Here is a 22,248-nt window from a genome sequence, read left to right on the forward strand (position 1 = left end):
CTTCCAAGGGTTAGTGACCAGCCTGCTGGCTTTTATTTGTCGGAACTCTTAAAGGGAGACTCAAGCGCCAACGCAGCAGACGACGCAGCTCCATTAAAGCCTCTTTATCCCCACCATAGGCTGCGCGCTCAAAGGCGTCCGTCACCTGTCCGGCAAACTCTGCCAGCTGGGGTTTCTGCTCGGCGATGCGCCCGGCGAAATCCCGGGGCGCCTCACCGGGGCGGCGAGTGATACCGGCTCTGGCCATACGTTTGCAGAAGACTGCGTAGAGGCGCTCCACCGCAGGCCGCTTGCGCCCCCGGCCGGTCAGGCGAGTCCACAGGAGAATGCCAAATAATACGACAGCCACCGGAGTAGCAAAAAACAGTGCCATACGCATGGGAGAAAGATCACCGAGCAATCTTTGCAAAGTATCCCGCTGCTTTTCACTATCAAAGCGCACTACCGTCTGATACCAGCGGTAATTGATCATGTCCCACTGCAGGCGCAGCTTCACCAAGACATCAAAGCGGTGCACCGGCAACAGCGAGTCCTGCATAAACTCCTCGCCGGCAGCACTTTCAAGACCATCCCGAACCCGCTCCGGAGAGACGGCAGCCGTGGGGTCCACCCGCTGCCAGCCGCGGCCATCGAGCCAGATCTCGGCCCAGGCATGGGCATCGTACTCGCGCACCAACAGGTACTTCTCACCACTCACCCACTCGCCACCCTGGTAGCCCGCTACCACCCGCGCGGGCACTCCGGCGGCACGCATGGCAAACACATAGCTGCCGGCAAAGTGTTCACAGAAACCCTTCTGGCTGTCGAATAGGAACTCGTCCACGCTGTCATTGCCCAGTGCCGGTGGACGCAAGGTATAGGTAAATTCACGGTTGTAGAACGCCAGTAGCTGTGACGAAATCTCTTCAGCCCCCAGTCCCCGGCGGCGCAGGCGTTCCACCCACTCGCGGGTGCGCTGGTTCCCATTGGCCGGCAGCTGCAGATTGCGGCGGCGCTCAGCGCTATCTAGCGGTGAGGGAATAGCCTGGGGGTCTCGAGGCCAGGAACGCACCTCATAGGCAAAACGGCTGTAAACCGGTGTGCGCTTTACCAGGCGATCATCCACAGTTTCCCCGACACCGGGACTATCCGAAGCCGGCCTTGCCAGGGCAAATAACCAGGGGCTGCGGCTCGCCTCCTGAATCACCTGGTAGCGGTAACGTGGGCCGATTTGTGGCAGCGGGCGCTCGCCACTATTCCAGTACACTTGGCCACCATTGCGCGGGTCCACACCCAACCCCTGACGCCAGGTACGCCCATCGAACTCGGAGTACACCAGCCCTCGCCAGTAACGCTGCTCTGGCGGCGGTATGGGGCCATCGAAGGAAATGCGCAGTGCCGGCTTGGCGGATTTGGACAGGCGAGTGAAATCGCCCGGCGCCATGGAGTCACTCACGCCGGTGCGGCCGGCGGAGATATCCTGGGGCACATTCCACAAAGGGCCCAGGCGCGGCATCACCACAAACAGCAGCAGCATCAGCGGTGTGGCTTGCGCCATTAATCGCAGGGAGAGCCCCAGGGCCCGGCGCGGCCGCGCACTAAAGCTTCCCAGCTGTGCCGCCAGTGCAGCGGTAATCACCAGGGTAGCGATCAAACCGTAGAGAGCATAGGGAATCGATTGTTCGCGCACGAACAAGGTCGCAGCAACAAAATAGGCCAGCAACAAACTGACAAAGGCATCTCGGCGGCTCACCAGCTCCAGGTTTTTCAGGGTAAAGGACAGCGCTAATAGAGCCACCATCGGCTCCAGCGCAAACCAGCGCTGGTAGGATTGCGCTAAACCCGCCACCGTTAGTGCGATCACCAAAAGTTTGAGGGCGCGCCCGGGAAGGTCACGGCGCCCGCGAAAGACCTCCAAGCGCCAATAGACTGCAAACGCCCAGGCAAAACCAATCCACAGTGGCAACTGGCTCAGCTGTGGCAGCAGGGCGACAAATTGTGCGGCGAAAATCCACAACAGGCTTTCTCGAGGCAATAGATCCCGATTGCTCGCCATCAGCCACCCCACTTTGGAAAGAGGGCCAGCGCCGACAACACTCGCTGCTGGTGCTCGGTGCCGAGAGAGGGCGGCAAAGTAGTACCGGGGATGCGCAGGCCATAGGCAACGCCCTGCTTCTCCGCCTGTAGGACCCAATCACACAGGTTGCTCAGGCGGGTCTCTACATCGCGCCCATCCAACAACTCCCAATCGAGCCACAATCGAGTATCCGTACGACTCTCATACTCCTTGCTATAGAGATCGCGCCCGGCGGCATATTGTTTCCAGGCCAGATGGCGCAGAGAGTCACCGGGCTGGTAGGGTTTGAGAGAAGCATAATCATCCCCGCCGCGACGTACCTGGCCGGATGTACCCTCTACCAAGGCCTCTCCCAACGGCAGGGGCCCGGCGGCGAGCGGTCGCGGATATACAAGAAATTCCACATCCAGATCGATGCGGCTCCAGCAGCGAAACAGTCCCAGCGGAAAGCGGCTCTCAATTCTTAATCGCGGCGCCTGAATTCGCCCCCGCTGCAGGGCTGGCAGCGCAATGCGGAAGTCCGCCGAGGACTCCTCACAGAGATCCACATAGGCGCCCTCCTCCGGTGGCCAACAAATTTGTATCCACTCCCGTTGGCGCTTGTCCGCTCGACTCAGATTGATTTGTGCCTCGGCAAAGTCGCCGGCAAAAGCCACTTCAGTGCCCAGTAATTGCAGGCGCAGGCCGCTCAGGTTGGCGAAGGTATGCACCGGCAAGATCACGAAGACACTGATCAGCAGAAAGGTCAGGGCAAAAACCAGATTGTTCTCGTAATTGGTAGCCAGCAACCACAGTAAAGCGGTTACCAATAAATAACCGAGCCCCGCGTGAGTGGGCAGAATAAATAAACGGCTGTGATTTAGGGTGATGTCCCGTGAGCGGGGCGCGCGCCGGCTGAGCCAGCGCTCACCCAGCCCGCGAAAAAAATTGCGCGAGCTTTTCGAGGATGTCGATCCTGTAATGGAAGCCTGCCGGGGAAAATCGCGGTTCACACTCATCTGCTTAGGCCGCGATAATATCCACCTGGCGCATAAGGCGCTCCACTAACTGATCGCCATTGCCGCCATCACTCTGCAAGCGGTGCCCAGCAACCGAGGGCAGCACCGCCTGGATATCCTCCGGCAGGACATGGCCGCGATTGTGAATCAGCGCCCAGGCCTTGGCGGCACGCAGTAACGCTAGGGCCCCTCGGGGCGATAAACCCACGGCACAATCCGGGCTCTGGCGGGTGTGCAGCACCAGGCGCTCTAAATAATCGAGCAGGCTGTCTGAGGCCTTCACCTGTCCCACCAGGCTTTGCATTTTTTTCAGGGTGGCGAGGTCAATACGCGGCTTTAGCTTGGCCAGCTGTTGGCGGGGGTCAGCCCCTAAAAACAGCGCCCGCTCGGCTTCGCGAGTGGGATAGCCTAGGCTGATGCGCATCAGGAATCGGTCCAGTTGCGACTCTGGCAGGGCAAAAGTACCGGACTGCTGCAACGGGTTCTGGGTGGCAATCACAAAGAAAGGCTGTGGCAGCGCGCGGGTTTCGCCGTCCACACTGACCTGGCGCTCCTCCATTGCCTCTAACAGGGCACTCTGAGTTTTGGGGGAGGAGCGGTTAATCTCATCGGCCAGTAATACCTGGCTAAAAACCGGTCCCTCATGAAAATGAAACTGGCCGGATTCTCGCTCAAAAATCGATACGCCGAGAATATCCGCCGGCAGCATATCGCTGGTAAATTGCACCCGTTTATAGGAGAGGCCGAACACCTGGGCCAAAGCATGGGCCAGGGTGGTCTTGCCCATTCCGGGCAGGTCTTCAATCAACAGGTGGCCTTTAGACAAAAGGCAGGCCAAGGCCAGCTTCACCTGGCGCTCTTTTCCCAGCAAAACACTGCCAATATCGGAAACGATGGCGGAAACTATTTTTTGCACGGCAAATCCATTACTGCTCATTTTTTCTCAGGCCAACAGAGGCCCGGTGTAAGCGCCCGCCAACGCTGTGCGGCAGGCGCCATGGTGCCAAGTCCGGATAAAAGCGGATTTGGTACCCGCTATTAATCATAGGAAGTCAGGGACCGATCCGGCCCAATCAAGGCCCCGCGACACGCTTATAACAGGGACAGGCCCCGCATCAGATCGCGCTTCAGATCCTCGGCATTTTCCAGGCCCACAGAAATACGAATCAGGTTTTCGGTGATACCGGCGCGGGCCTTGTCCTCATCGCTGAGGCGTCCATGGGTGGTGGTGGCCGGGTGCACGATGGTGCTCTTGGCATCGCCGAGGTTGGCGGTACAAGACAGAATTTTACAGTTGTCGATCACCTTCCAGGCTTCCTCGCGGCCACCGCGCACGGTAAAACTCAACACCGCCCCGAAGGCGTCCTGTTGTTCTCGGGCCAAGCGATGCTGGGGGTGTTTGGGCAAGCCGGTGTAGTTGACCTTCTCCACCATTTCCTGCTCATCGAGCCACCAGGCCAGATCCAGGGCGTTGGTGCAGTGGGCCTGCATCCGCAGTTTCAGCGTCTCCAAACCCTTGAGGAATACCCAGGCATTAAACGGACTCATGCTGGGGCCAGCGGTACGCAGGAATACCACCAGCTCATCCATGATCTCCTTGCGACCCACGGCGACACCGCCCAGGGCGCGACCCTGGCCATCGAGAAATTTAGTGGCGGAGTGCACCACAATATCAGCGCCGAGTGCCAGCGGGCGCTGTAGCGCCGGAGTGCAGAAACAGTTATCCACCACCAGCAGGGCACCGGCACTGTGGGCAATTTCCGCCAAGGCACGGATGTCCGCCACTTCACACAGAGGGTTGGAGGGAGTTTCCATAAACAGCAGTTTGGTGGAGCCGTCCACCGCCTGCTTCCAGGCATCCATATCGGTGAGATCCACATAGCTCACACGCACGCCGAACTTTTCCATATAGCGTCCGAACAGCGCAGTGGTGGTGCCGAACACGCTGCGGGAACAGATCACCCGGTCGCCACTTTTCAACAAGGACATACAAATACTGAGGATCGCGGCCATACCGCTGGCCGTGGCTACCGCAGCCTCACCACCTTCGAGCGCGGCGATGCGCTGTTCGAACATTCGAACGGTGGGGTTGGTATAGCGGGAATAGACGTTGCCGGCACTCTCGCCGGTAAAGCGCGCGGCGGCTTCCGCGGCAGAGGGAAATACGTAACTGGAGGTGAGATAGAGGGCTTCGGAGTGCTCGCCCTCTTCCGAGCGGACCTGCCCGGCGCGAACGGCCAGGGTTTCCAGAGCGTAACCGTCGTCTTCAAACATATACCGCTTCCTGGTCAGTATTTTTGGAAGCGGTCATATTAACCGAAACGGCCGTGCGTGGCGCCCTCTTCTGCCGTGAAGAGAGCGCCGCCGGAGATAACTTACAGAGCGCTGGTATCGGTCTTCTTGTGCTTGGCTTCGTCGTTGCGCGCCGCGTGAAGGCTATCGAGGTAATCTTCATCCACATCGCCGGTAATATAGTTACCGTCGAAAACGGAGCAGTCGAACTGATCGATTTTCTGCTTGCCGCCGCTGGAACTCACCACCAAGTCTTCCAGGTCCTGGTAGATCAACCAGTCTGCACCGATCTCTTTACAGATCTCTTCAGTAGTGCGGTTGTGCGCCACTAGCTCACTGGCAGACGGCATATCAATGCCATACACGTTCGGGTACTTCACCGCTGGTGCCGCGCTGGCGAAATACACTTTTGCAGCACCCGCATCGCGGGCCATCTGGATGATCTGCTTACAAGTGGTACCGCGCACAATGGAGTCATCCACTAACAAGACATTCTTGCCACGGAATTCCAGTTCGATGGCATTCAGCTTCTGGCGCACAGATTTCTTGCGCTGCTTCTGCCCCGGCATGATGAAGGTACGGCCGATATAGCGGTTCTTCACCATGCCCTCACGGAATTTCACTCCCAGGCGGTGTGCCACGGTCTGGCCAGCGGTGCGGGCGGAATCGGGGATGGGAATCACCACATCGATATCGTGGTCCGGGCGTAAGCGCAGAATCTTGTCTGCCAGGTGCTCACCCTGGCGCAGACGCGCCTTGTGTACGGAAACGCCATCCATAATGGAGTCCGGGCGGGCGAAATACACATGCTCGAAAATGCAGGGGGTGAGGGTCGGGTTCTCTGCGCACTGCTCGGAGTGCACTGTGCCATCCAGTTCGATATACAGGGCTTCACCGGGGGCCACATCGCGTACCAGGGTGTAGCCCAGCACATCCAGGGCAACAGACTCAGAGGCCACCATATACTCGGTGCCTTTCTCCGTCTCGCGCTTGCCGTAGACCAGCGGGCGAATACCGTTGGGGTCGCGGAAGGCGACGATGCCGTAACCCACAATCAGGGCCACACAGGCGTAGGCGCCGCGCACGCGTTTATGCACACCGCGCATAGCGGTGAAGATATCCTCAGCCTTGGGGTGCAGCTTGCGCAGCTTGTGCAGCTCATGGGCAAATACGTTGAGCAGCACTTCTGAATCGGAATCGGTGTTGATATGGCGTAGATCCTGCTGGAAGATCTCCTCCACCACATCCCCCACATTGGTGAGATTGCCATTGTGTGCCATGGCGATACCGTAGGGAGAGTTCACATAGAACGGCTGCGCCAGGGCGGGGCCGGAGCTACCCGCGGTGGGATAGCGTACATGACCGATACCAAAGTTACCTTTCAGGCGCTCCATGTGGCGCGCGCGGAATACATCGCGCACCAGGCCATTGGCTTTTTGCTGGTTCAGGCGATCATCGTCACAGGTAACGATGCCCGCAGCATCCTGTCCCCTGTGTTGCAACAGAGTGAGCGCATCATAGAGCTGCAGATTGACATCACTCTTACCGACGATACCGACGATACCACACATATATTTGACCCTATTGATCGAAAAAGCGGCGCTAGCGCCCGATTAAAATAACTCTACGAAATAGTCCTTCACAGACTTGGCCAGCTCCCGTGCACTGCCCTCGAATTCGAGGAAGTGGGGAATCAACACCGACTCACTCCACCAGCTGTCCTGATCCACCGGAGCCAATGCCGGCGCCAGAATCAGCAATGCCATCACCACAATGGCTCCCCGCGCCAGACCAAACACCATACCCAGCACCCGATCGGTACCGGACAAACCCGTGGCCTCGACAAAAGCAGAGAGCATCATATTCAACAGGGCCCCAGCCAGGAGCGTACCGAAGAACAGAATGGCGAAGGCGGCGATCGCCTGGAGAGATGGGGTATCGACAAGGTTTGAAAGCAGTGGTGCCAGCTGTTCGCGAAACATCATCGCGACCAAAAAAGCGGCGACCCAGGTGAGCAGTGACAGGGTTTCACGCACGAAACCTCGACTAAGGCCGATAAGTGTGGAAACACCCACAATAGCCACGATGGTCCAGTCAGCCCAATTCATTCAAACCTACCTGCGTGGCGGCTGCTGCCGCGAAGAGCGCGCATTCTAACTTAAGGGACTAAGCGCGTGAAGCCGTAGACGAATCGATTGGAATTTCCTACCCCAACTGTAAAATTTCGTGGGCGAATCGCCTTACCGCAATGGATTTATGCCGAAAAAAGTACAGGTGTGTAGCCGCTTTCAGCGCGTCACCCTCCGGGGAAGACCATACACAAGCGGGTAACGATCCTAGTAAGAAATGAATGACGCCCAGCCAGTTTCACAGCCACCCGCGAAATACTGGCACAGGCTGGAAAAATTGCCGCTTCTTTAGAGTAAGAGTGAACCGAATGGAGAGTGAGCACGGTCAAGAGCGAGAGCGGCTCGTCAGGCTCGCCCTCTAGCATCGCTGTAATTACCTACTTGCCGGTCAATAGCCATCAGGCTTTAAAGCGGAGTACCAGGGTTTGTGCTTGCAACAGGGAATCCAGCTCCCGCTTGATACCCTCGGCATCGGCCTTATTGACCTTGGGCCCCACAAAGACGCGCACAAAGCGCCCTTTGTCCGTTTGCACCGCGCGGGTATAGGCGCGATAACCCTTATCCATTAGGCGCATGCGCAGCTGCTGCGCGCGGGAGTCATCCTTGTAGGAGGCCACCTGTACCACCCAGGCCATCGGCTGCCCCTGTTCGTCCACCAGTGGCGAAGCGGCCTTTTTGGTAGTTTTGGCAGCATCGCTCTCCGCTTCCGGCACGGAATCGCTCACATCTTGCTTGGACTGCGAGCCGGACTGAGAATCGGAGTTAGAGTCGGAAGCGGCAAACTTGGCCGCCCCCTCCGCAGGGTTGGAAAACTTCTCCGGCACTTCCGGTTGAAAAATCTCTCCAGCCGCAGGAGCCGGTGCCACACCGGCAACAGGCTCGGGTTTGCCAATCTCAACCGGGCGAATATCGGGCTCCGCCGGGATCTGGCTCGCTTCGCTGATATGCCCCTTGGACTCCCGGTCCAGAAGACTCGGCAGGAAAATTACCGCGAGCGCAATCAGCACCAGCGCACCGACAATGCGCTGTTTAAAGCCGTCGTTCAGCCGCCCTCTGAGGGGGGACTTATCCTCGCAATTCTCCATTACCCTCGTCTCGTATCTGCTGCAGAACTTCCGCCACAGTAAAGAAGGATCCATAGACAAGCAACCTGTCCTGTGGACCGAGGGTCGGCAGCAGTTGTGGCAACCCTTCGGCTACAGTTGGACAGCGCCGATCCATATTCGTCTCATCCACCCCGGCTTCTTGAAGACCCGCGCACAGCGCCTCACCTTCGGCAGCACGGTTATTTTCTGGCAGCAGGGCCGGGTGCCAGCGATCCACCAGTTCACGGAGAGGGGCAAACAGGCCTGGCAGGTCCTTGTCTTTCATAGCTGCTACCAAAGCATGGGTCTTCCCCTCTACCGGGTTGGCGGCAAGCCAGCTTGCCAGGTGTTCCGCCGCAGCCGGGTTGTGCCCCACATCCAACAGCAGATTTCGTTCATGCCAATAGACTTGCTGACAGCGCCCGGGCAGCGTTATTTGGGCCAGGGCTGTCTCGCTACCCTCTTGAGGTAGAGCATCCAGTATTGCCAGAGCGGTGAGCGCGGCAGCGATACTGGGACGCGGCAAGCTGATATCCGGTATTGACAGTACCAGATCACCAAAGTGGTAGATCTCACTGTCCCCGCTCGAAGTGATACTGAAATCCTGGCCAATAAAATAACTGGAACTGGCCTGCTTTTCGGACGCAGACAGCACCGATTGAGGCGGTGCGCTATCTGCACAGATGAAGGGGGCACCGGGGCGCAAAATGCCCGCCTTCTCGCGGCCGATAACCTCTCGATCACTGCCCAGCCAATCCTCGTGATCGACCGCCACACTGGTGATAATCGCCAGGTCGGCATCCACCAGGTTGACCGCATCCAATCGGCCACCGAGGCCGACCTCCAGCAGGGCATATTCCACTCCCGCACGCTGGTATAACCAGAGTGCGGCCAGGGTGGTGAACTCAAAATAGGTCAGACTGGTTTCCCCTCGAGCGGCCTCCACCGCGACAAAAGACTCCACCAACTGCTGATCGGATACCTCCTCGCCATTGATACGTATCCGCTCATTAAAACGCAGCAGGTGTGGGGAGCTGTAAGCCCCAACAGAGTGACCGGCATGACACAAGAGTGCCTCCATAGTCGCCACGCAGGAGCCCTTGCCATTGGTGCCCGCCACGGTAATCACCTTGGGGGCGGGTTTTTGCACCCCCAGGGTAGCGGCGACAGAGGAGACACGCTCGAGCCCCAGTTCGATTTCAGTAGGGTGCAGCCGCTCCAGGCGGGCGAGCCAATCTTGTAATGAGGACATAATCGGATAGATCGCTGGTGGGAGGCAGCAGCCAGGTTTTCTTCCTGGCTGCTCTTAAGCACCTCCGGGGAATGGGGAAATCATTAATTACCGCTCAGTTTACCCAATAGGCGCGAGACGGTGGTGCGCATATCCTTGCGCGGAATAATCATATCGATAGCGCCGTGCTCCAGCAGGAATTCACTGCGCTGGAAACCCTTGGGCAATTTCTGGCGGATGGTCTGCTCAATAATATTGGGACCGGCAAACCCGGCACGTGCGCCCGGTTCGGCCGCATTGATATCCCCCAACAGGGCCAGGGAGGCCGAAACGCCGCCATACACGGGGTCGGTCATAATGGAGATATAGGGCACGCCCGCCATCTTCATTTTTTCCAGCACCGCCGAGGTCTTGGCCATCTGCATCAGGGAGATCAAAGCCTCCTGCATGCGCGCCCCGCCAGTGGCTGAGAAGCACACCAGTGGAATGCGCTGTTCCAAGGCGCGCTGGGCCGCGCGGGTAAAGCGCTCTCCCACCACATAGCCCATGGAACCGCCGTGGAAGGCAAATTCGAAGGCCACCGCTACCAAGGGCTCCCCATTCAAGGTGCCCTGCATGGCAATCAATGCGTCTTTTTCACCTGTGGACTTTTGCGCCTGCAGCAGGCGATCTTTGTATTTTTTGACGTCTTTAAATTTCAGGCGATCCACTGGCAGCACATCCGTGGCCAGCTCTTCACGCCCGTCCTCATCGAGGAAGATATCCAAGCGGCGGCGGGCGCCGATACGCAAATGGTGATCGCACTTGGGGCACACATCCAGGTTGCGCTCCAGCTCCGGGCGGTAAAGCATGGCGTCACACTTGACGCACTTCTTCCATACCCCCTCTGGGACCTTGCTGCTGCCGGCACGTCGCTCGGTGCGAATTACCGCGGGAACAATTTTTTCTAACCAGCTCATCTCGTTTCCAAATCCGGATGCTTTCTGTAGGCCGGCGCATTTTACCGACCGGTGAGTTTCAGGCTACGAATTAAAACACTAAGCTGAACATCAAACCCAGCCAGATCAGCCGCTATTTTTGGTGATCTGGCCAGCTTCCTGCCTTAGCCGGGGCAAGCCTAGAGGTCCAGCGCCCGGCGCATCTCGCTGACGATGTCTCCCAACTTCGTCTTGGCGTCAGCCGGATCCGCAGCGTTATCTACCGCTGAGACCAGCACACTACCCACTACCGCACCGTCGCCATGGGCACTGACGGATCGTGCCGAGCTACCGTCTTTGATACCAAAACCCACACACAGGGGCAAATCGGTAAAGCGGCGAATATGTTCGAGATTATCGCGCACAGAGTCCAGGTCGAGATGGCCGGCACCGGTAACGCCCTTCAGCGAGACGTAGTACACAAAACCACTGGCCAGGCCGGTAATCTCGCGAATACGCTCTTCGGTGGTGGTGGGCGTCAGCAGGAAAATATTGCGCAGGTTGCGCTCCGCCAAGAGCTTGTTGAGCGGCCCCGCTTCCTCCGCTGGCAGGTCCACCGTGAGGGCACCATCAACTCCGGCATCGAGCGCGGCATCGGCGAACTCTCGCTCACCCATACGCTGGATCGGGTTGGCATACCCCATCAAGATAACCGGGGTCTCCTCGTCTACCTGACGGAATTCTTTCACCAACGCCAGGCACTTACGCAAAGAGGCACCACTGGCCAGGGCGCGCTCATGCCCCTTCTGGATTACCGGCCCCTCGGCCATGGGATCGGAGAAAGGCACCCCCAACTCGATAATATCCGCACCACTGGCCACCAGCTGATGCATCAAGGGTACGGTATTTTCCAGGCCGCCATCACCGGCGACGATATAAGTTACCAGGGCCTTTCGGCCCTCGCCGCGCAGTCTGGCAAAGCGGCGATCAATTCTATTTTGTTCTGTCACTATGTATTCCCTGAGCTACTCCTGGCCTAGCGCCAGCTCACTTGGTCACGATTTTTTTGATAGGCCCACCCGAGGTGGTGGGCAAAACGCCGTTAAACCTCAATACCGTCAATCGCGGCAACGGTGAAAATATCTTTGTCACCACGACCGGAGAGGTTCACCACGATGTTTTGTTCAGGCGCCATTTCAGCCGCAAGTTTCATCGCGTAGGCAACTGCATGGCTGGACTCCAATGCCGGCAGAATACCCTCGGTGCGGGTGAGACGACGGAAGGCGTCGAGCGCCTCTTTATCATCGGCGGTGACATACTCAACACGACCGATATCTTTGAGCCAGGCGTGTTCGGGACCGACACCTGGGTAGTCGAGGCCCGCAGAAACCGAGTGGGTCTCAATAATCTGGCCGTCTTCGTCTTCCATCAAATAGGTGCGGTTGCCGTGCAGGACACCGGGAATACCATCGTTGAGCGGCGCCGCATGCTTGCCGGAAGCCAGGCCTTCACCGCCGGCCTCAACGCCAAACATTTTCACTTCAGAATCATTAAGGAAGGGGTGGAACAGGCCAATCGCATTGGAGCCACCACCGACACAGGCCACCAGGGCATCGGGCAACTGGCCAAACTGTTCCAGACTCTGGCGACGCGCTTCGCGGCCAATAATAGAGTTAAAGTCCCGCACCAACTGCGGATAGGGGTGGGGGCCAGCCACGGTGCCGATAATGTAGAAAGTGTTATCGACATTGGTCACCCAATCGCGCATGGCCTCATTCATCGCGTCTTTCAGCGTCTTGGAACCAGACTCCACCGGCACCACTTCGGCACCCAACAGCTTCATACGATAGACATTGGGGGATTGGCGCTTGACGTCCTCAGCCCCCATATAAACGGTGCACTGCAACCCCAAACGCGCAGCCACAGTAGCGGTGGCCACACCGTGTTGGCCAGCACCGGTTTCAGCAATCACACGACTCTTACCGCTGTGCTTAGCCAACAGTGCCTGGCCAACGGTATTGTTTACTTTGTGCGCACCGGTATGGTTGAGGTCTTCCCGCTTAAGCCAGATTCGCGCACCGCCCGCTTGCTCAGTCAATCGCTCAGCGAGATACAGCGGTGATGGTCTGCCTACATAGTGCGCCAGATCGTGATCAAAGGCAGCGACAAAATCCGGATCATCTTTCAGGCGGCTATACATCGCCTGAAGCTCATCCAATGCGCTGATCAGCGTCTCCGATACAAAGCGACCGCCGTAGGGACCAAAATGTCCGCTCGCATCCGGGAAGGTGGAAAAATCAATAGCACCTGGCTTACTCACACTCATACTCCGTGGGTCACGTGGTTTTTAAACTGTTTGCCTATTTATTAATGCTTGAATAGTTCCTCCTGAACTATTCAAGCATCGCCAGAAAATACTGGCGCAGATGCGTGGATCTGCTGGTATTTTCTGGCTCGCGCCGGCACTGCCGGCGGCGGCACTTCCCTGTGCCGCTTTCATCTTATGCAACAATAGTTCCCTCTGAACCATTCAAACATCACCAGAAAATACCGGTACAGATATAAAGAGCTGCTTGTATTTTCTGGTTGGTACCGGCTTTACCGGCAGCGACACATTTTTGTGGCGCTAAAATATTCTGTCTCGCCAGCTAGTTGCTCTTAGCTGCGCGAATAAAAGCAATCACTTTTTGCCGATCTTTAATACCCGGCTCCTGTTCTACGCCGCCGCTGACATCCACTCCTTGGGGGCGTGCTGCTGATATCGCCTTGGAAACATTGTCCGCAGTCAGTCCGCCGGCAAGTACTATGGACCGGCCACTTTCCTGCGGCACTCTGTCCCAGTCGAAGGTCTCACCTGTGCCACCGGGAACACCTGGGCGATAGGCATCCAGTAAAAAACCGCGCGCTTTGGGGTGTTCCTGCATTGCAGCGGCGACATTCAAGCCCTCTTTCATGCGCAAAGCCTTAATAAAGGGCCGGCGAAACTGCTCGCAGTAGCGGGCCCTTTCCTCACCGTGAAATTGCAATAGGTTGAGGGGAACCAACTCCAGTGCCTGGTCTACTTCACTCTGAGCGGCATCCACGAATAAGCCTGTCAGGGTCACGAAGGGAGGAACTGCTGCGGCAATTACTGCGGCAGCCTTGGGGTCGATATAGCGAGGACTGGCCTTATAGAAGACCAATCCCAGCGCATCCGCGCCGGCGTCAACAGCCATCAGGGCATCTTCTACACGGGTGATGCCGCAAATCTTCACTTGCATCGCTTAACCTGGAGCCGGCCGAGCGGCCAACAAAAATGAGGGAACTCAGGATACTAGCAGATTGACACGGAGGGCGAAACGCGTGCTATTTCGCCGAAACTGCACCCTGAGAGCCCGACTGAAGGGATACGCGATAAAATCCGCCTATTATTTAAAGCTGCGGGAGCGTACCAAGTGCCAGGGGCACCAGCAAAGGCCCCGGCTCGCAGACAGGCAATTGAAATTCCCGCGGGTATTGCACATCCACCAAATATAAACCGAATGGCGGCGCAGTGACTCCGCCGGCGGAGCGATCGCGCTTCTCCAGCACCTCCCGTACCCAGTCGGGGCTGCGCTCTCCTCGCCCCACAGCCATCAAAACACCGGTAATATTGCGCACCATATGGTGTAAGAAGGCGTTGGCGCTCACTTCCAACACGATCAGCTGCCCCACACGAGCGATATCCAGGCGGGTGATTTCCCGCACTGGGCTCTTGGCCTGACACTGGGAGGCGCGGAAACTGGTGAAATCCTGGCGACCAATCAAGTGCTTCGCCCCCTCGCGCATGGCATCCATGTCCAGTGGGTGCTGAGTCCAGGTCACCTCGGCCGCACTGTGTGCTGAGCGGGTCGGCGCACTGTGAATTAAATAGCGATAGCTACGCGCATGGGCAGAAAAGCGCGCATGAAATTGTGCCGGCATCTCACGAACCCAGCGCACTCGCACAGAGTCCGGCAGTTTGGTATTCACGCCTTGAACCCAGGCGCGCTCCGGGCGCTGAGCGCAGGTATCAAAGTGAATCACCTGATTCGTGGCATGCACTCCAGCGTCGGTACGCCCAGCGCAAACCAGGGTGATAGGTTCCGCAGCGATATTGGAGAGGGCCCGCTCCAGATGGGCCTGTACAGTTTCCGCGGCAGACTTCTGTTTTTGAAAGCCGTGCAGCCGCGCGCCACAATACTCAACACCCAGTGCGATTCGACGCAGCCCTTCGGGCAGCTGTTCACCGGGGGGAACCTCTCCATTGGCTTTGTAGATGTATTCGCGATTTGTCGCCTGCGTCATAACGGCAAAACTACTCTGAAAATGTGCCACCCCCAAAGCAGAGGGCAGTGTTTAGTAAAAAAATCCGACAGCTAGAATAGAGCGCGAAAAATTCGCCAGGGAGTCGCCGGCAACATAAAAAAACCTCGCAGCTTGTGCGAGGTTTTTTTGGGGCGGAGTCGTGAAGCGGTTAAACCATGCGCTCCAACATCTCCTCTGCGCGGTTCTTATGCTCGCCACCGCCATCTTGGGCCACTTCCTTGAGGATATCCTTGGCACCCTCTTTGTCACCCATGTCCATATAAGCCTGGGCCAACTCCAACTTGGTACCCATCTCGTCGCCACCTTCTAGCAGGCTGAGCTCGGAATTGAGATCGCTCTCCAAATTGAAATCCAAACCGGCAAATTCGGACTCGGCATCTTGCTGTTGTGTGGCAGCCACTTCACTACTCTGCTTATTGCCAGCCTGCTCCTGACCAAGTGGCTCCTGAGCTAGTGCAGACTCCAGATCGAGATCATTCTCGGTGCCCAACCCCAAAGCCAGGTCCCCGTCGGTAGATTCGTCAATCAGGGCCAGCTCTTCTTCGAGGGAGAACTCCTCTTCAACAGCGCCTTCGCCAATAGACAACTCTTCACCGGTAGCCTCTAGGGAAGCCATATCGAAGTTGAGATCCTCTTCCTGCGGCAAACCATTGGGTTCGGCATTATCGGCAACTGCGGCGCTGGTTGCGACCTCCAGAGATTCTGTCGAAGCGAGATCCCCGGCAAGATCGTCGAGATCAATGCTATCGAGATCCAGCTCACCATCCAACTCTGAGCCAATCATATCCAGGTCGTCCTCGGAGAAAGCCTCCAGCGAGAACTCATCCTCGCTACCCGCGCTTGGTGCTGCATCAACAACAGCCTCCAACTCCTGGGCTTCCAGACTATCTTCTGTCGCCGTGACCTCTTCGGTGTGCAGTTCCTTAGCGTCCCCTTCCATCATGGAGAGGTCTAATTCAAAATCCAAACCGCCAATGGAGCCACCAGACTTGGTCTTTTCAGTCTCTACACCGGCCTCTTCCAGCTCAGCAGCCAACTCATCAACGCCAGCCTCAGGGCTCTCGGCGGTGTCGAGCGCCAGGGAGTCGAGATCCAATTCAGAGGTATCAAAATCGATTGGGGCAAGGTCTGCCTCGCTCTCTGCGGCAGCTTCACCAGCCAGGGAATCTTGCAACGCCAGTTCATCGGACCCTGCGGCATTCAGGTCACCGAGATCCAAGTCGCCTAAATCGAGATCGTCGAGGTTTAACTCTTCATCACTATTAGACGCCAACTGGGAGTTGGCCTGATCGGTATCCAGAGCGTCATCGAGATCCAAATCATCGAGGTTGAACTCGCTATCCAGATCAAGGGAGTCACCCGTGTCCAGGGGCGGCTCCGCAAAGGTGTCATCCAAGTCGAGGGACAGTTCCTCTGTAGATAGTTCGCCATCCGCTTTCTCATGGTCCAGGGACAAATCCATGGTGAGGTCGTCGAGCAGCGAGTTATCGCCATTAAAGCCCTCCTCATTAGAATGGGCTGGCTCGGCCCCGGAGAAATCCTGGTCCAGAGCGGCACCAATATCGTCCAATTGTGCCGCTTCCAGCGACTCGCTGGAGAAATCCATCGCCGGGGCTTCAAAGTCAGGGGCACCGGCAATCGTTTCACGCAGGCGTGCGGCACGGTCGGCCGCAGGGCCATCGCTGATAGCGAGCAGCTGGATATAGTGGTCGTCGAACTTCTCAATATCCTGATTGTGGGCGTAAACCTCCATCAGCATCAGGCGCGCATCCACTACCTGGGGGTCTTTCTCCAAGCCCAGCAGCAGTTTGCTCTCGGCTTCTTCGTACTGCCCCAGCGACAGGTGAATTTCCGCCTCAGAAATGGGGTCATCGGTACCCACATCACCCAGGTCGCTGAGGTCGAAAGCATCGTCGGCCTCCATACTCTCCACTGCGGCCAGGGTTTCATCCGCTGTGGTGGCCTCTTCAGGCAAGTCCAGGGAGGATTCCTCTGCAGCCAGCTGTTGCTCCAGTTGCTGCTCGGCCTCCTGCTCAGCCTTGCGGCGGCGCCAGGTAAAGAAACCGAACAAGCCCGCCAGCAAACCCGCGGCACCGATGCCGACCAATTGCATATTACCGCCGAGCTTCTCCATCAGGCCGGGCTCGGGCTGGGTTTGAACGGACACTACGCGATTGCGCGATTCCGGCTCGGCGGCAGTCGCTTGCGCAGTATTCTGCTCGACAGAATCATCGAGGGACTCGCCTGCAAAGGCTTCTTCCGACTGACCTTCCGCGCTGTCCAACTCATCATTGTCGGCCAGCTCGTCGCTTTCAATTTCGCTGGTATCGAGAAGCGGATCAGACAATTCGGCGGCGGCCTGAACAGCGAGCATTTCATCATTGGAAACCTCGACCAAGGCCTCCATGGTATCGATCTGTTCATCGAGTTCGGCGATACGCTCGCGCAACTCAGTATTTTCCAGCTGGGATTTATCCAGCTCTTCTTCGGCTACTGTCAGGTCGCCTTCCAGGGCCTCGCTATCCTCGGAACCACTACCGGAGCCAGAGATAACAGATTCGTTGTCGCCGGGGGCGGTCAGGCTTACGCGACCTTCAATCTCGGTGCTGGCGAGGCGCTCTTCCTCTACAGGGCGCGCATCCAACGGCGCTCCTGTAGCGACTTCCTCGGAGCGGTTACGCTGACGCCAGGAGTCATTCTGCTGTGCCACCTCGGAAATTGCCTCGGTGAGGCTCAGACTGCGCAAATCTTCGTTGTTGGGCAGACGCAGCACCGCACCCTTTTTCAACAGGTTGATATTGCCGTTGATAAAAGCTTCCGGATTCAGGCGCTGGATCGCCAACATGGTTTGCTGCACGGAAAATTCGCGGCTAACACGATTTTCCAGGGCGATTTCCCACAGGGTATCGGCGGAGGAAACCGGGCCGTAAACCTGGCTGCTATCGCCACTATTTGTAGAGGCGCGCTGCGGCTGACGACGCACAGGCTCGGGTTGCTGTGCGGCAGGTGTTTCAGTGGGCTGCTCCACTTCTGGCTCGACAACCGGCTGCGGTGCGGGTTGCGCAGGACGCGGAGCGGGTCTCTGAACTTGGGTGTCGCGGCGCACCTGCTGGCGCTCGCGCTCGGCCGCGCGCACCGGCTGCTGAGCGCTGTTCGGTGAAAACGCCGGCAGATCCATCAACAGGGTGTATTCCCGCAGCAGGCGCCCACTGGGCCAGCGGGTTTCAACCAGGAAATTCAGAAAGGGTTCACGGATAGGTTCGCGGCTGGTAATACGGACCACCGGCTTGCTGCCCGAATAATCCACGTCAAAACGCAGTGAAGTGAGTAGGTAGGAACGCTCTACTCCAGCGCGGTCAAATTCATCCGGCCCCGCCAGACGCACTTTGATCTCAGCATCATCCAGGCCGCGGGTTTGCAGCAGGCCAATCTCCGCATTGAGCGGTTGATTAAGGGTGGAGTTGAGTTTGATCTCCCCCAGTCCGAGCGCCAGAGTCGCGTTGCTTCCCAGTGCACCGACTAGACCAACTGCAAGTGCCAACTTACGCACACGCATATCCGATTCCCTTTATTGTTAGAATCTTCCCAGGGCTTCCGAAAAGCGCGCCTTCAGAAAATCCCCATTACTGAACAGTAATCGTTCGACTAATTGACCGCCATACGGGCGGCCACCAACCAGGGCGAATCATTCGCCATTCGCAGCCGGACCAAAGTTAAGATTACACCTTCACTATGGCGGCTAAGTATTAAATATCAGTAGTTTTTTAGCAACAAGTGGGCAATTTGTGCACAGTTCATTGCAACGTCTTTGCGCAGATTATCCGACACCGCACAAAGGTTTATCTGCCGCTTGCCAAGTAGGCTTTGGCGCAAGCGACCGATGATTGTCACGTCACTACCCACGGCATTTTCCGCCGAGGGTTGCTCCGCCAACTGAAGGCGCACACCATTGGCTAACAGTGCGCGTATTTTTTCCAGATCCGCCTCTTCGCGCAAAACAATGCCCAAATTGGCCAGCTGGCCGTGAAATACAGAAACGGTGTTAATGCTGGCATCAATAGCGACGTCATCGCCAAGCAAACGACGCAAGTCGTGAATCAAAGTCAGTTCGCCGAGGGTATGGCCACTGGCGAGCAGGGCTTCACTGGCGCTGAGCTGATTAAATGCAAGGCGGTGTCCAATGGCGGGATCGACTTCCGCATCCTGGCCACTGAACATACGCGCTGTCTGCGCCGCAGTGGCATCGATGGCAGCTTTGCCTAAGGCGGATACCGGTTGATTGAGTTGCACCTGCACACCCTGCAGATTTTCTGCCAGGGGAAATAGTGCTTCAGCCACCATGGCGGCACCGGCACTGGGCACTGCCACCACGCGGCGCTCTGCGCTGGCCAGCTCTGCGGCGTTGAAAGCGGGATGGATCAGGGCAACACTCTCGTCGCCGCGGGTGTTGTTCGCCGCATCCACTACCCAGGCACCGCTATTTTCGGCGCTGGTTATAGCCACATTAATGGCTTCGCTGGAGTCCAGTAAAATGACCACCTGCCCCTCAGCAAAAGCGAATTTTTCCAGGGCTTGCACGGAGATACTGCGATTGGCAAATACCTGCGGGTCGACTTCGCGCTCCTCGCTCTCCAGCAAACACAGCTGCTCGGCGGTAATAATTTCCCGCTCCTCCAGGATTTCCAGCAGAGGGGCAAAGGCGGCGTTATCGACACCGACGATGACCAGTTCGCGGGCGGCTTCGGACATGGCTATTCACTTCGTTGGGTTGGAAAGGAAAAAATGAGGGGGCGATTATACCCGCGGGGGAAAATCGAAAAAGCCGCTATGACAACTAGTAGCGGCTTTTTACTTGATGGGGTTCACAGCTTGGCAAAATGTCCTCTATTAACAAACGCTGTAACATGCGCTGCTGAAGCACTTACACCAAGCTGTACCAGTTACAGCTTACCCAGCAAAATCAGCAGGATACGGCGCAACGGTTCGGCTGCCCCCCAGAGTAATTGGTCGCCCACGGTAAAGGCGTTCAGGTACTCTGGACCCATGCTTAACTTGCGCAGGCGCCCCACCGGAATATCCAGCTTGCCGGTCACCGCTGTGGGCGTTAGCTGCTGCAGAGTGGCTTCGCGCTCATTGGGTACCACATTGACCCAATCATTAGCACTGTCCAGCAACTGCTCTATTTCTGCTAGCGGCAAATCTTTTTTCAGCTTCACGGTAAAAGCCTGGCTGTGGCAGCGCATTGCGCCGATACGCACACAGGTGCCATCCACCGGAATTGGACTCTGGGTTTGCAGAATTTTGTTGGCTTCCACCTGGGCCTTCCACTCTTCACGGCTCTGGCCACTGTCCAACTGAGTGTCGATCCAGGGCAGCAGGCTGCCGGCCAGAGGGGCACCAAACTGCGCAGTGGGGAAATCTGCCGAGCGCATGTCCGCAACCACCTTGCGATCGATATCCAAAATGGCGCTGGCGGGATTTTCCAGCTCTGGCGCCACGCCGTCTCGGATCGCGCCCATTTGCGCAATCAGCTCGCGCATATTCTTGGCGCCGGCACCGCTGGCGGCCTGGTAGGTCATGGCACTCACCCACTCCACCAGATCCGCTTTAAACAGGCCACCCAAAGCCATCAGCATCAGGCTCACAGTGCAGTTGCCGCCGATAAAATTCTTCTGCCCCGCATCGATGGCACGGTCGATCACATCGCGGTTGACCGGGTCCAGTACGATTACCGCGTCCTCCTGCATACGCAGGCTGGATGCCGCATCGATCCAATAACCCTGCCAGCCGGCCTCGCGCAGGCGGGGGAAAACCTCTTTGGTGTAATCGCCGCCCTGGCAGCTGACAATGGCATCCAGCGCCGCGAGTGCATCGAGATCGTAGGCATCGCCGAGCGGCGGCAACTCGCGGCCGATATCCGGCGCTTTGCCGCCAGCATTGGAGGTAGAGAAGAAGATCGGTTCAGCGATATGCGCAAAGTCATCCTCGGCGCCCATGCGTTCCAGTAATACCGAGCCAACCATACCGCGCCAGCCGATAAAACCTATTTTCTGCATTGCTTTGTCCTGTTTGTGAAGTGATCAGAGTGCGCCACCGAGAAAGCGGCGCGATAGTGAAATGGGCAAATTTTTACAGTCACCAGCGCCTCAAAGCGCGGCGACGACAGCGGCGCCCATCTCCGCCGTGGAAACTTTGCGGCAACCCTCTGTGTAAATATCGGCAGTGCGCAGCCCCTGCTCCAGCACCTTACTGACTGCTGCCTCGATGGCATCCGCCGCTTCGCCCATATCCAGGGAGTAACGCAGCATCATCGCCGCAGACAGGATAGTGGCGAGCGGGTTGGCGATGCCCTGCCCGGCGATATCCGGAGCGGAACCGTGGCAAGGCTCATACAAACCGAAACCGTTTTCGTTTAGGGACGCGGATGGCAGCATGCCGATGGAACCGGTGAGCATAGCGGCGGCATCGGAGAGAATGTCGCCGAACATATTGCCAGTCACCATTACATCGAACTGCTTGGGTGCACGCACCAACTGCATCGCAGCATTGTCCACATACATGTGTGACAGTTCCACATCCGGGTACTCCAGCGCCAGGCGATCCAGCACTTCGCGCCAAAGCACGGTGACTTCCAGTACATTCGCTTTATCTACAGAGCAGAGCTTGCCATTGCGCTTTTGCGCCGCCTCAAAAGCCGAGCGGGCGATGCGCTCAATTTCCGATTCGCTGTACACATAGGTGTTGAAGCCCTGGCGCTCGCCATTTTCCAGGGTGCGAATGCCGCGGGGCTCACCGAAATAAATCCCGCCGGTAAGTTCGCGCACAATCAGAATGTCCAGTCCGGCAACCACTTCCGGCTTAAGCGAAGAGGCGTCGGCCAACTGTGGATAGAGAATGGCCGGGCGCAGATTGGCATAAAGGCCTAGCCCGCTGCGAATTTTCAGTAACCCCTTTTCCGGACGAATTTCCCGTGCCAGGGTATCCCACTGGGGGCCACCGACAGCGCCGAGTAAAACCGCATCACACTCGCCTGCGGCCTTGAGCGTTTCGTCGGTGAGGGGCTCACCGTGCGCATCGATGGAGGAACCGCCGATCAGGCCCTGCTCAAAGCTAAGACCCAAATGGTATTTACCGGATACGACCTCCAGCACTGCCATGGCCTGTTCAACAATTTCAGGGCCAATGCCGTCACCCGGCAAAATCATTACTTTTTT

17 protein-coding genes are annotated in these 22,248 nt (G+C 57.5%); all 17 read right to left on the bottom strand.

The genetic code is table 11. The features are described 5' to 3' along the window. Positions 1 to 10 precede the first annotated feature (10 nt). The 17 genes from ACJJID_RS11330 to leuB all read right to left on the bottom strand — a co-directional run bounded on the left by ACJJID_RS11330 (position 11) and on the right by leuB (position 22,239). Positions 11 to 2,035 carry a transglutaminase TgpA family protein gene (locus ACJJID_RS11330; RefSeq protein WP_444919588.1) on the bottom strand — a complete coding sequence of 675 codons (2,025 nt, stop codon included), beginning with the start codon at positions 2,033 to 2,035 and terminating at the stop codon, positions 11 to 13. Continuing rightward, entirely contained in the window at positions 2,035 to 3,048 is a 1,014-nt protein-coding gene (locus tag ACJJID_RS11335; RefSeq protein WP_444919589.1) for a DUF58 domain-containing protein, read from the bottom strand. Before ACJJID_RS11335 ends, ACJJID_RS11330 begins: the two co-directional genes overlap by 1 nt. Before the next feature lie 10 nt (positions 3,049 to 3,058). Then, the gene (locus ACJJID_RS11340; RefSeq protein WP_444922628.1) at positions 3,059 to 3,970 is read right to left on the bottom strand and encodes an AAA family ATPase; all 912 of its coding nucleotides are present in this window, start codon (positions 3,968 to 3,970) and stop codon (positions 3,059 to 3,061) included. A gap of 176 nt (positions 3,971 to 4,146) precedes the next feature. Then, positions 4,147 to 5,328, bottom strand: a complete 1,182-nt coding sequence (locus ACJJID_RS11345; protein ID WP_444919590.1) for an O-succinylhomoserine sulfhydrylase — start codon at positions 5,326 to 5,328, stop codon at positions 4,147 to 4,149. A 101-nt stretch (positions 5,329 to 5,429) separates the two neighbouring features. Continuing rightward, complete coding sequence (purF, locus tag ACJJID_RS11350; protein WP_444919591.1) at positions 5,430 to 6,917, bottom strand: amidophosphoribosyltransferase; 1,488 nt, start codon at positions 6,915 to 6,917, stop codon at positions 5,430 to 5,432. A gap of 42 nt (positions 6,918 to 6,959) precedes the next feature. After that, entirely contained in the window at positions 6,960 to 7,454 is a 495-nt protein-coding gene (locus ACJJID_RS11355; RefSeq protein WP_152454343.1) for a CvpA family protein, read from the bottom strand. Between the two features lie 419 nt (positions 7,455 to 7,873). Next, positions 7,874 to 8,560 (bottom strand): SPOR domain-containing protein, encoded by a 687-nt coding sequence (locus tag ACJJID_RS11360; protein WP_444919592.1) that lies wholly within the window; start codon positions 8,558 to 8,560, stop codon positions 7,874 to 7,876. Then, complete coding sequence (folC, locus tag ACJJID_RS11365) at positions 8,541 to 9,812, bottom strand: bifunctional tetrahydrofolate synthase/dihydrofolate synthase (protein WP_444919593.1); 1,272 nt, start codon at positions 9,810 to 9,812, stop codon at positions 8,541 to 8,543. The genes ACJJID_RS11360 and folC overlap by 20 nt, the downstream gene beginning before the upstream one ends. 83 nt (positions 9,813 to 9,895) lie before the next feature. Then, the gene (gene accD / locus ACJJID_RS11370) at positions 9,896 to 10,750 is read right to left on the bottom strand and encodes an acetyl-CoA carboxylase, carboxyltransferase subunit beta (protein WP_252085167.1); all 855 of its coding nucleotides are present in this window, start codon (positions 10,748 to 10,750) and stop codon (positions 9,896 to 9,898) included. A 158-nt stretch (positions 10,751 to 10,908) separates the two neighbouring features. After that, a complete protein-coding gene (trpA, locus tag ACJJID_RS11375; protein WP_444919594.1) occupies positions 10,909 to 11,718 on the bottom strand; it encodes a tryptophan synthase subunit alpha in 810 nt (269 codons plus the stop codon). A 92-nt stretch (positions 11,719 to 11,810) separates the two neighbouring features. Then, complete coding sequence (gene trpB, locus ACJJID_RS11380; protein ID WP_444919595.1) at positions 11,811 to 13,034, bottom strand: tryptophan synthase subunit beta; 1,224 nt, start codon at positions 13,032 to 13,034, stop codon at positions 11,811 to 11,813. 322 nt (positions 13,035 to 13,356) lie between these two features. Continuing rightward, on the bottom strand, positions 13,357 to 13,968 hold the full coding sequence (locus ACJJID_RS11385) for a phosphoribosylanthranilate isomerase (RefSeq protein ID WP_444919596.1): 612 nt from the start codon (positions 13,966 to 13,968) through the stop codon (positions 13,357 to 13,359). Positions 13,969 to 14,119: 151 nt separating this feature from the next. Beyond that, the gene (gene truA, locus ACJJID_RS11390) at positions 14,120 to 15,013 is read right to left on the bottom strand and encodes a tRNA pseudouridine(38-40) synthase TruA (RefSeq protein ID WP_444919597.1); all 894 of its coding nucleotides are present in this window, start codon (positions 15,011 to 15,013) and stop codon (positions 14,120 to 14,122) included. A gap of 169 nt (positions 15,014 to 15,182) precedes the next feature. Further along, positions 15,183 to 18,590: a FimV/HubP family polar landmark protein gene (locus tag ACJJID_RS11395; protein WP_444919598.1), complete on the bottom strand. Its 3,408-nt coding sequence runs from the start codon at positions 18,588 to 18,590 to the stop codon at positions 15,183 to 15,185. Between the two features lie 197 nt (positions 18,591 to 18,787). Continuing rightward, positions 18,788 to 19,783: an Asd/ArgC dimerization domain-containing protein gene (locus tag ACJJID_RS11400; RefSeq protein WP_444919599.1), complete on the bottom strand. Its 996-nt coding sequence runs from the start codon at positions 19,781 to 19,783 to the stop codon at positions 18,788 to 18,790. A 191-nt stretch (positions 19,784 to 19,974) separates the two neighbouring features. Further along, the gene (gene asd / locus ACJJID_RS11405; RefSeq protein ID WP_444919600.1) at positions 19,975 to 21,090 is read right to left on the bottom strand and encodes an aspartate-semialdehyde dehydrogenase; all 1,116 of its coding nucleotides are present in this window, start codon (positions 21,088 to 21,090) and stop codon (positions 19,975 to 19,977) included. 90 nt (positions 21,091 to 21,180) lie between these two features. Next, complete coding sequence (leuB, locus tag ACJJID_RS11410) at positions 21,181 to 22,239, bottom strand: 3-isopropylmalate dehydrogenase (protein ID WP_444922629.1); 1,059 nt, start codon at positions 22,237 to 22,239, stop codon at positions 21,181 to 21,183. Between the last annotated feature and the right edge of the window lie 9 nt (positions 22,240 to 22,248).

The sequence above is a fragment of the Microbulbifer sp. CnH-101-G genome (assembly GCF_052466775.1).

What these genes read in the sequence shown, in the direction of transcription:
- ACJJID_RS11360 (WP_444919592.1), bottom strand. Translation starts at nt 8,560, where the DNA reads ATGGAGAATTGCGAGGATAAGTCCCCCCTCAGAGGGCGGCTGAACGAC.
- purF (WP_444919591.1), bottom strand. Translation starts at nt 6,917, where the DNA reads ATGTGTGGTATCGTCGGTATCGTCGGTAAGAGTGATGTCAATCTGCAG.
- truA (WP_444919597.1), bottom strand. Translation starts at nt 15,013, where the DNA reads ATGACGCAGGCGACAAATCGCGAATACATCTACAAAGCCAATGGAGAG.
- ACJJID_RS11385 (WP_444919596.1), bottom strand. Translation starts at nt 13,968, where the DNA reads ATGCAAGTGAAGATTTGCGGCATCACCCGTGTAGAAGATGCCCTGATG.
- ACJJID_RS11345 (WP_444919590.1), bottom strand. Translation starts at nt 5,328, where the DNA reads ATGTTTGAAGACGACGGTTACGCTCTGGAAACCCTGGCCGTTCGCGCC.
- ACJJID_RS11400 (WP_444919599.1), bottom strand. Translation starts at nt 19,783, where the DNA reads ATGTCCGAAGCCGCCCGCGAACTGGTCATCGTCGGTGTCGATAACGCC.
- folC (WP_444919593.1), bottom strand. Translation starts at nt 9,812, where the DNA reads ATGTCCTCATTACAAGATTGGCTCGCCCGCCTGGAGCGGCTGCACCCT.
- asd (WP_444919600.1), bottom strand. Translation starts at nt 21,090, where the DNA reads ATGCAGAAAATAGGTTTTATCGGCTGGCGCGGTATGGTTGGCTCGGTA.
- ACJJID_RS11330 (WP_444919588.1), bottom strand. Translation starts at nt 2,035, where the DNA reads ATGGCGAGCAATCGGGATCTATTGCCTCGAGAAAGCCTGTTGTGGATT.
- accD (WP_252085167.1), bottom strand. Translation starts at nt 10,750, where the DNA reads ATGAGCTGGTTAGAAAAAATTGTTCCCGCGGTAATTCGCACCGAGCGA.
- leuB (WP_444922629.1), bottom strand. Translation starts at nt 22,239, where the DNA reads ATGATTTTGCCGGGTGACGGCATTGGCCCTGAAATTGTTGAACAGGCC.
- trpB (WP_444919595.1), bottom strand. Translation starts at nt 13,034, where the DNA reads ATGAGTGTGAGTAAGCCAGGTGCTATTGATTTTTCCACCTTCCCGGAT.
- ACJJID_RS11355 (WP_152454343.1), bottom strand. Translation starts at nt 7,454, where the DNA reads ATGAATTGGGCTGACTGGACCATCGTGGCTATTGTGGGTGTTTCCACA.
- ACJJID_RS11395 (WP_444919598.1), bottom strand. Translation starts at nt 18,590, where the DNA reads ATGCGTGTGCGTAAGTTGGCACTTGCAGTTGGTCTAGTCGGTGCACTG.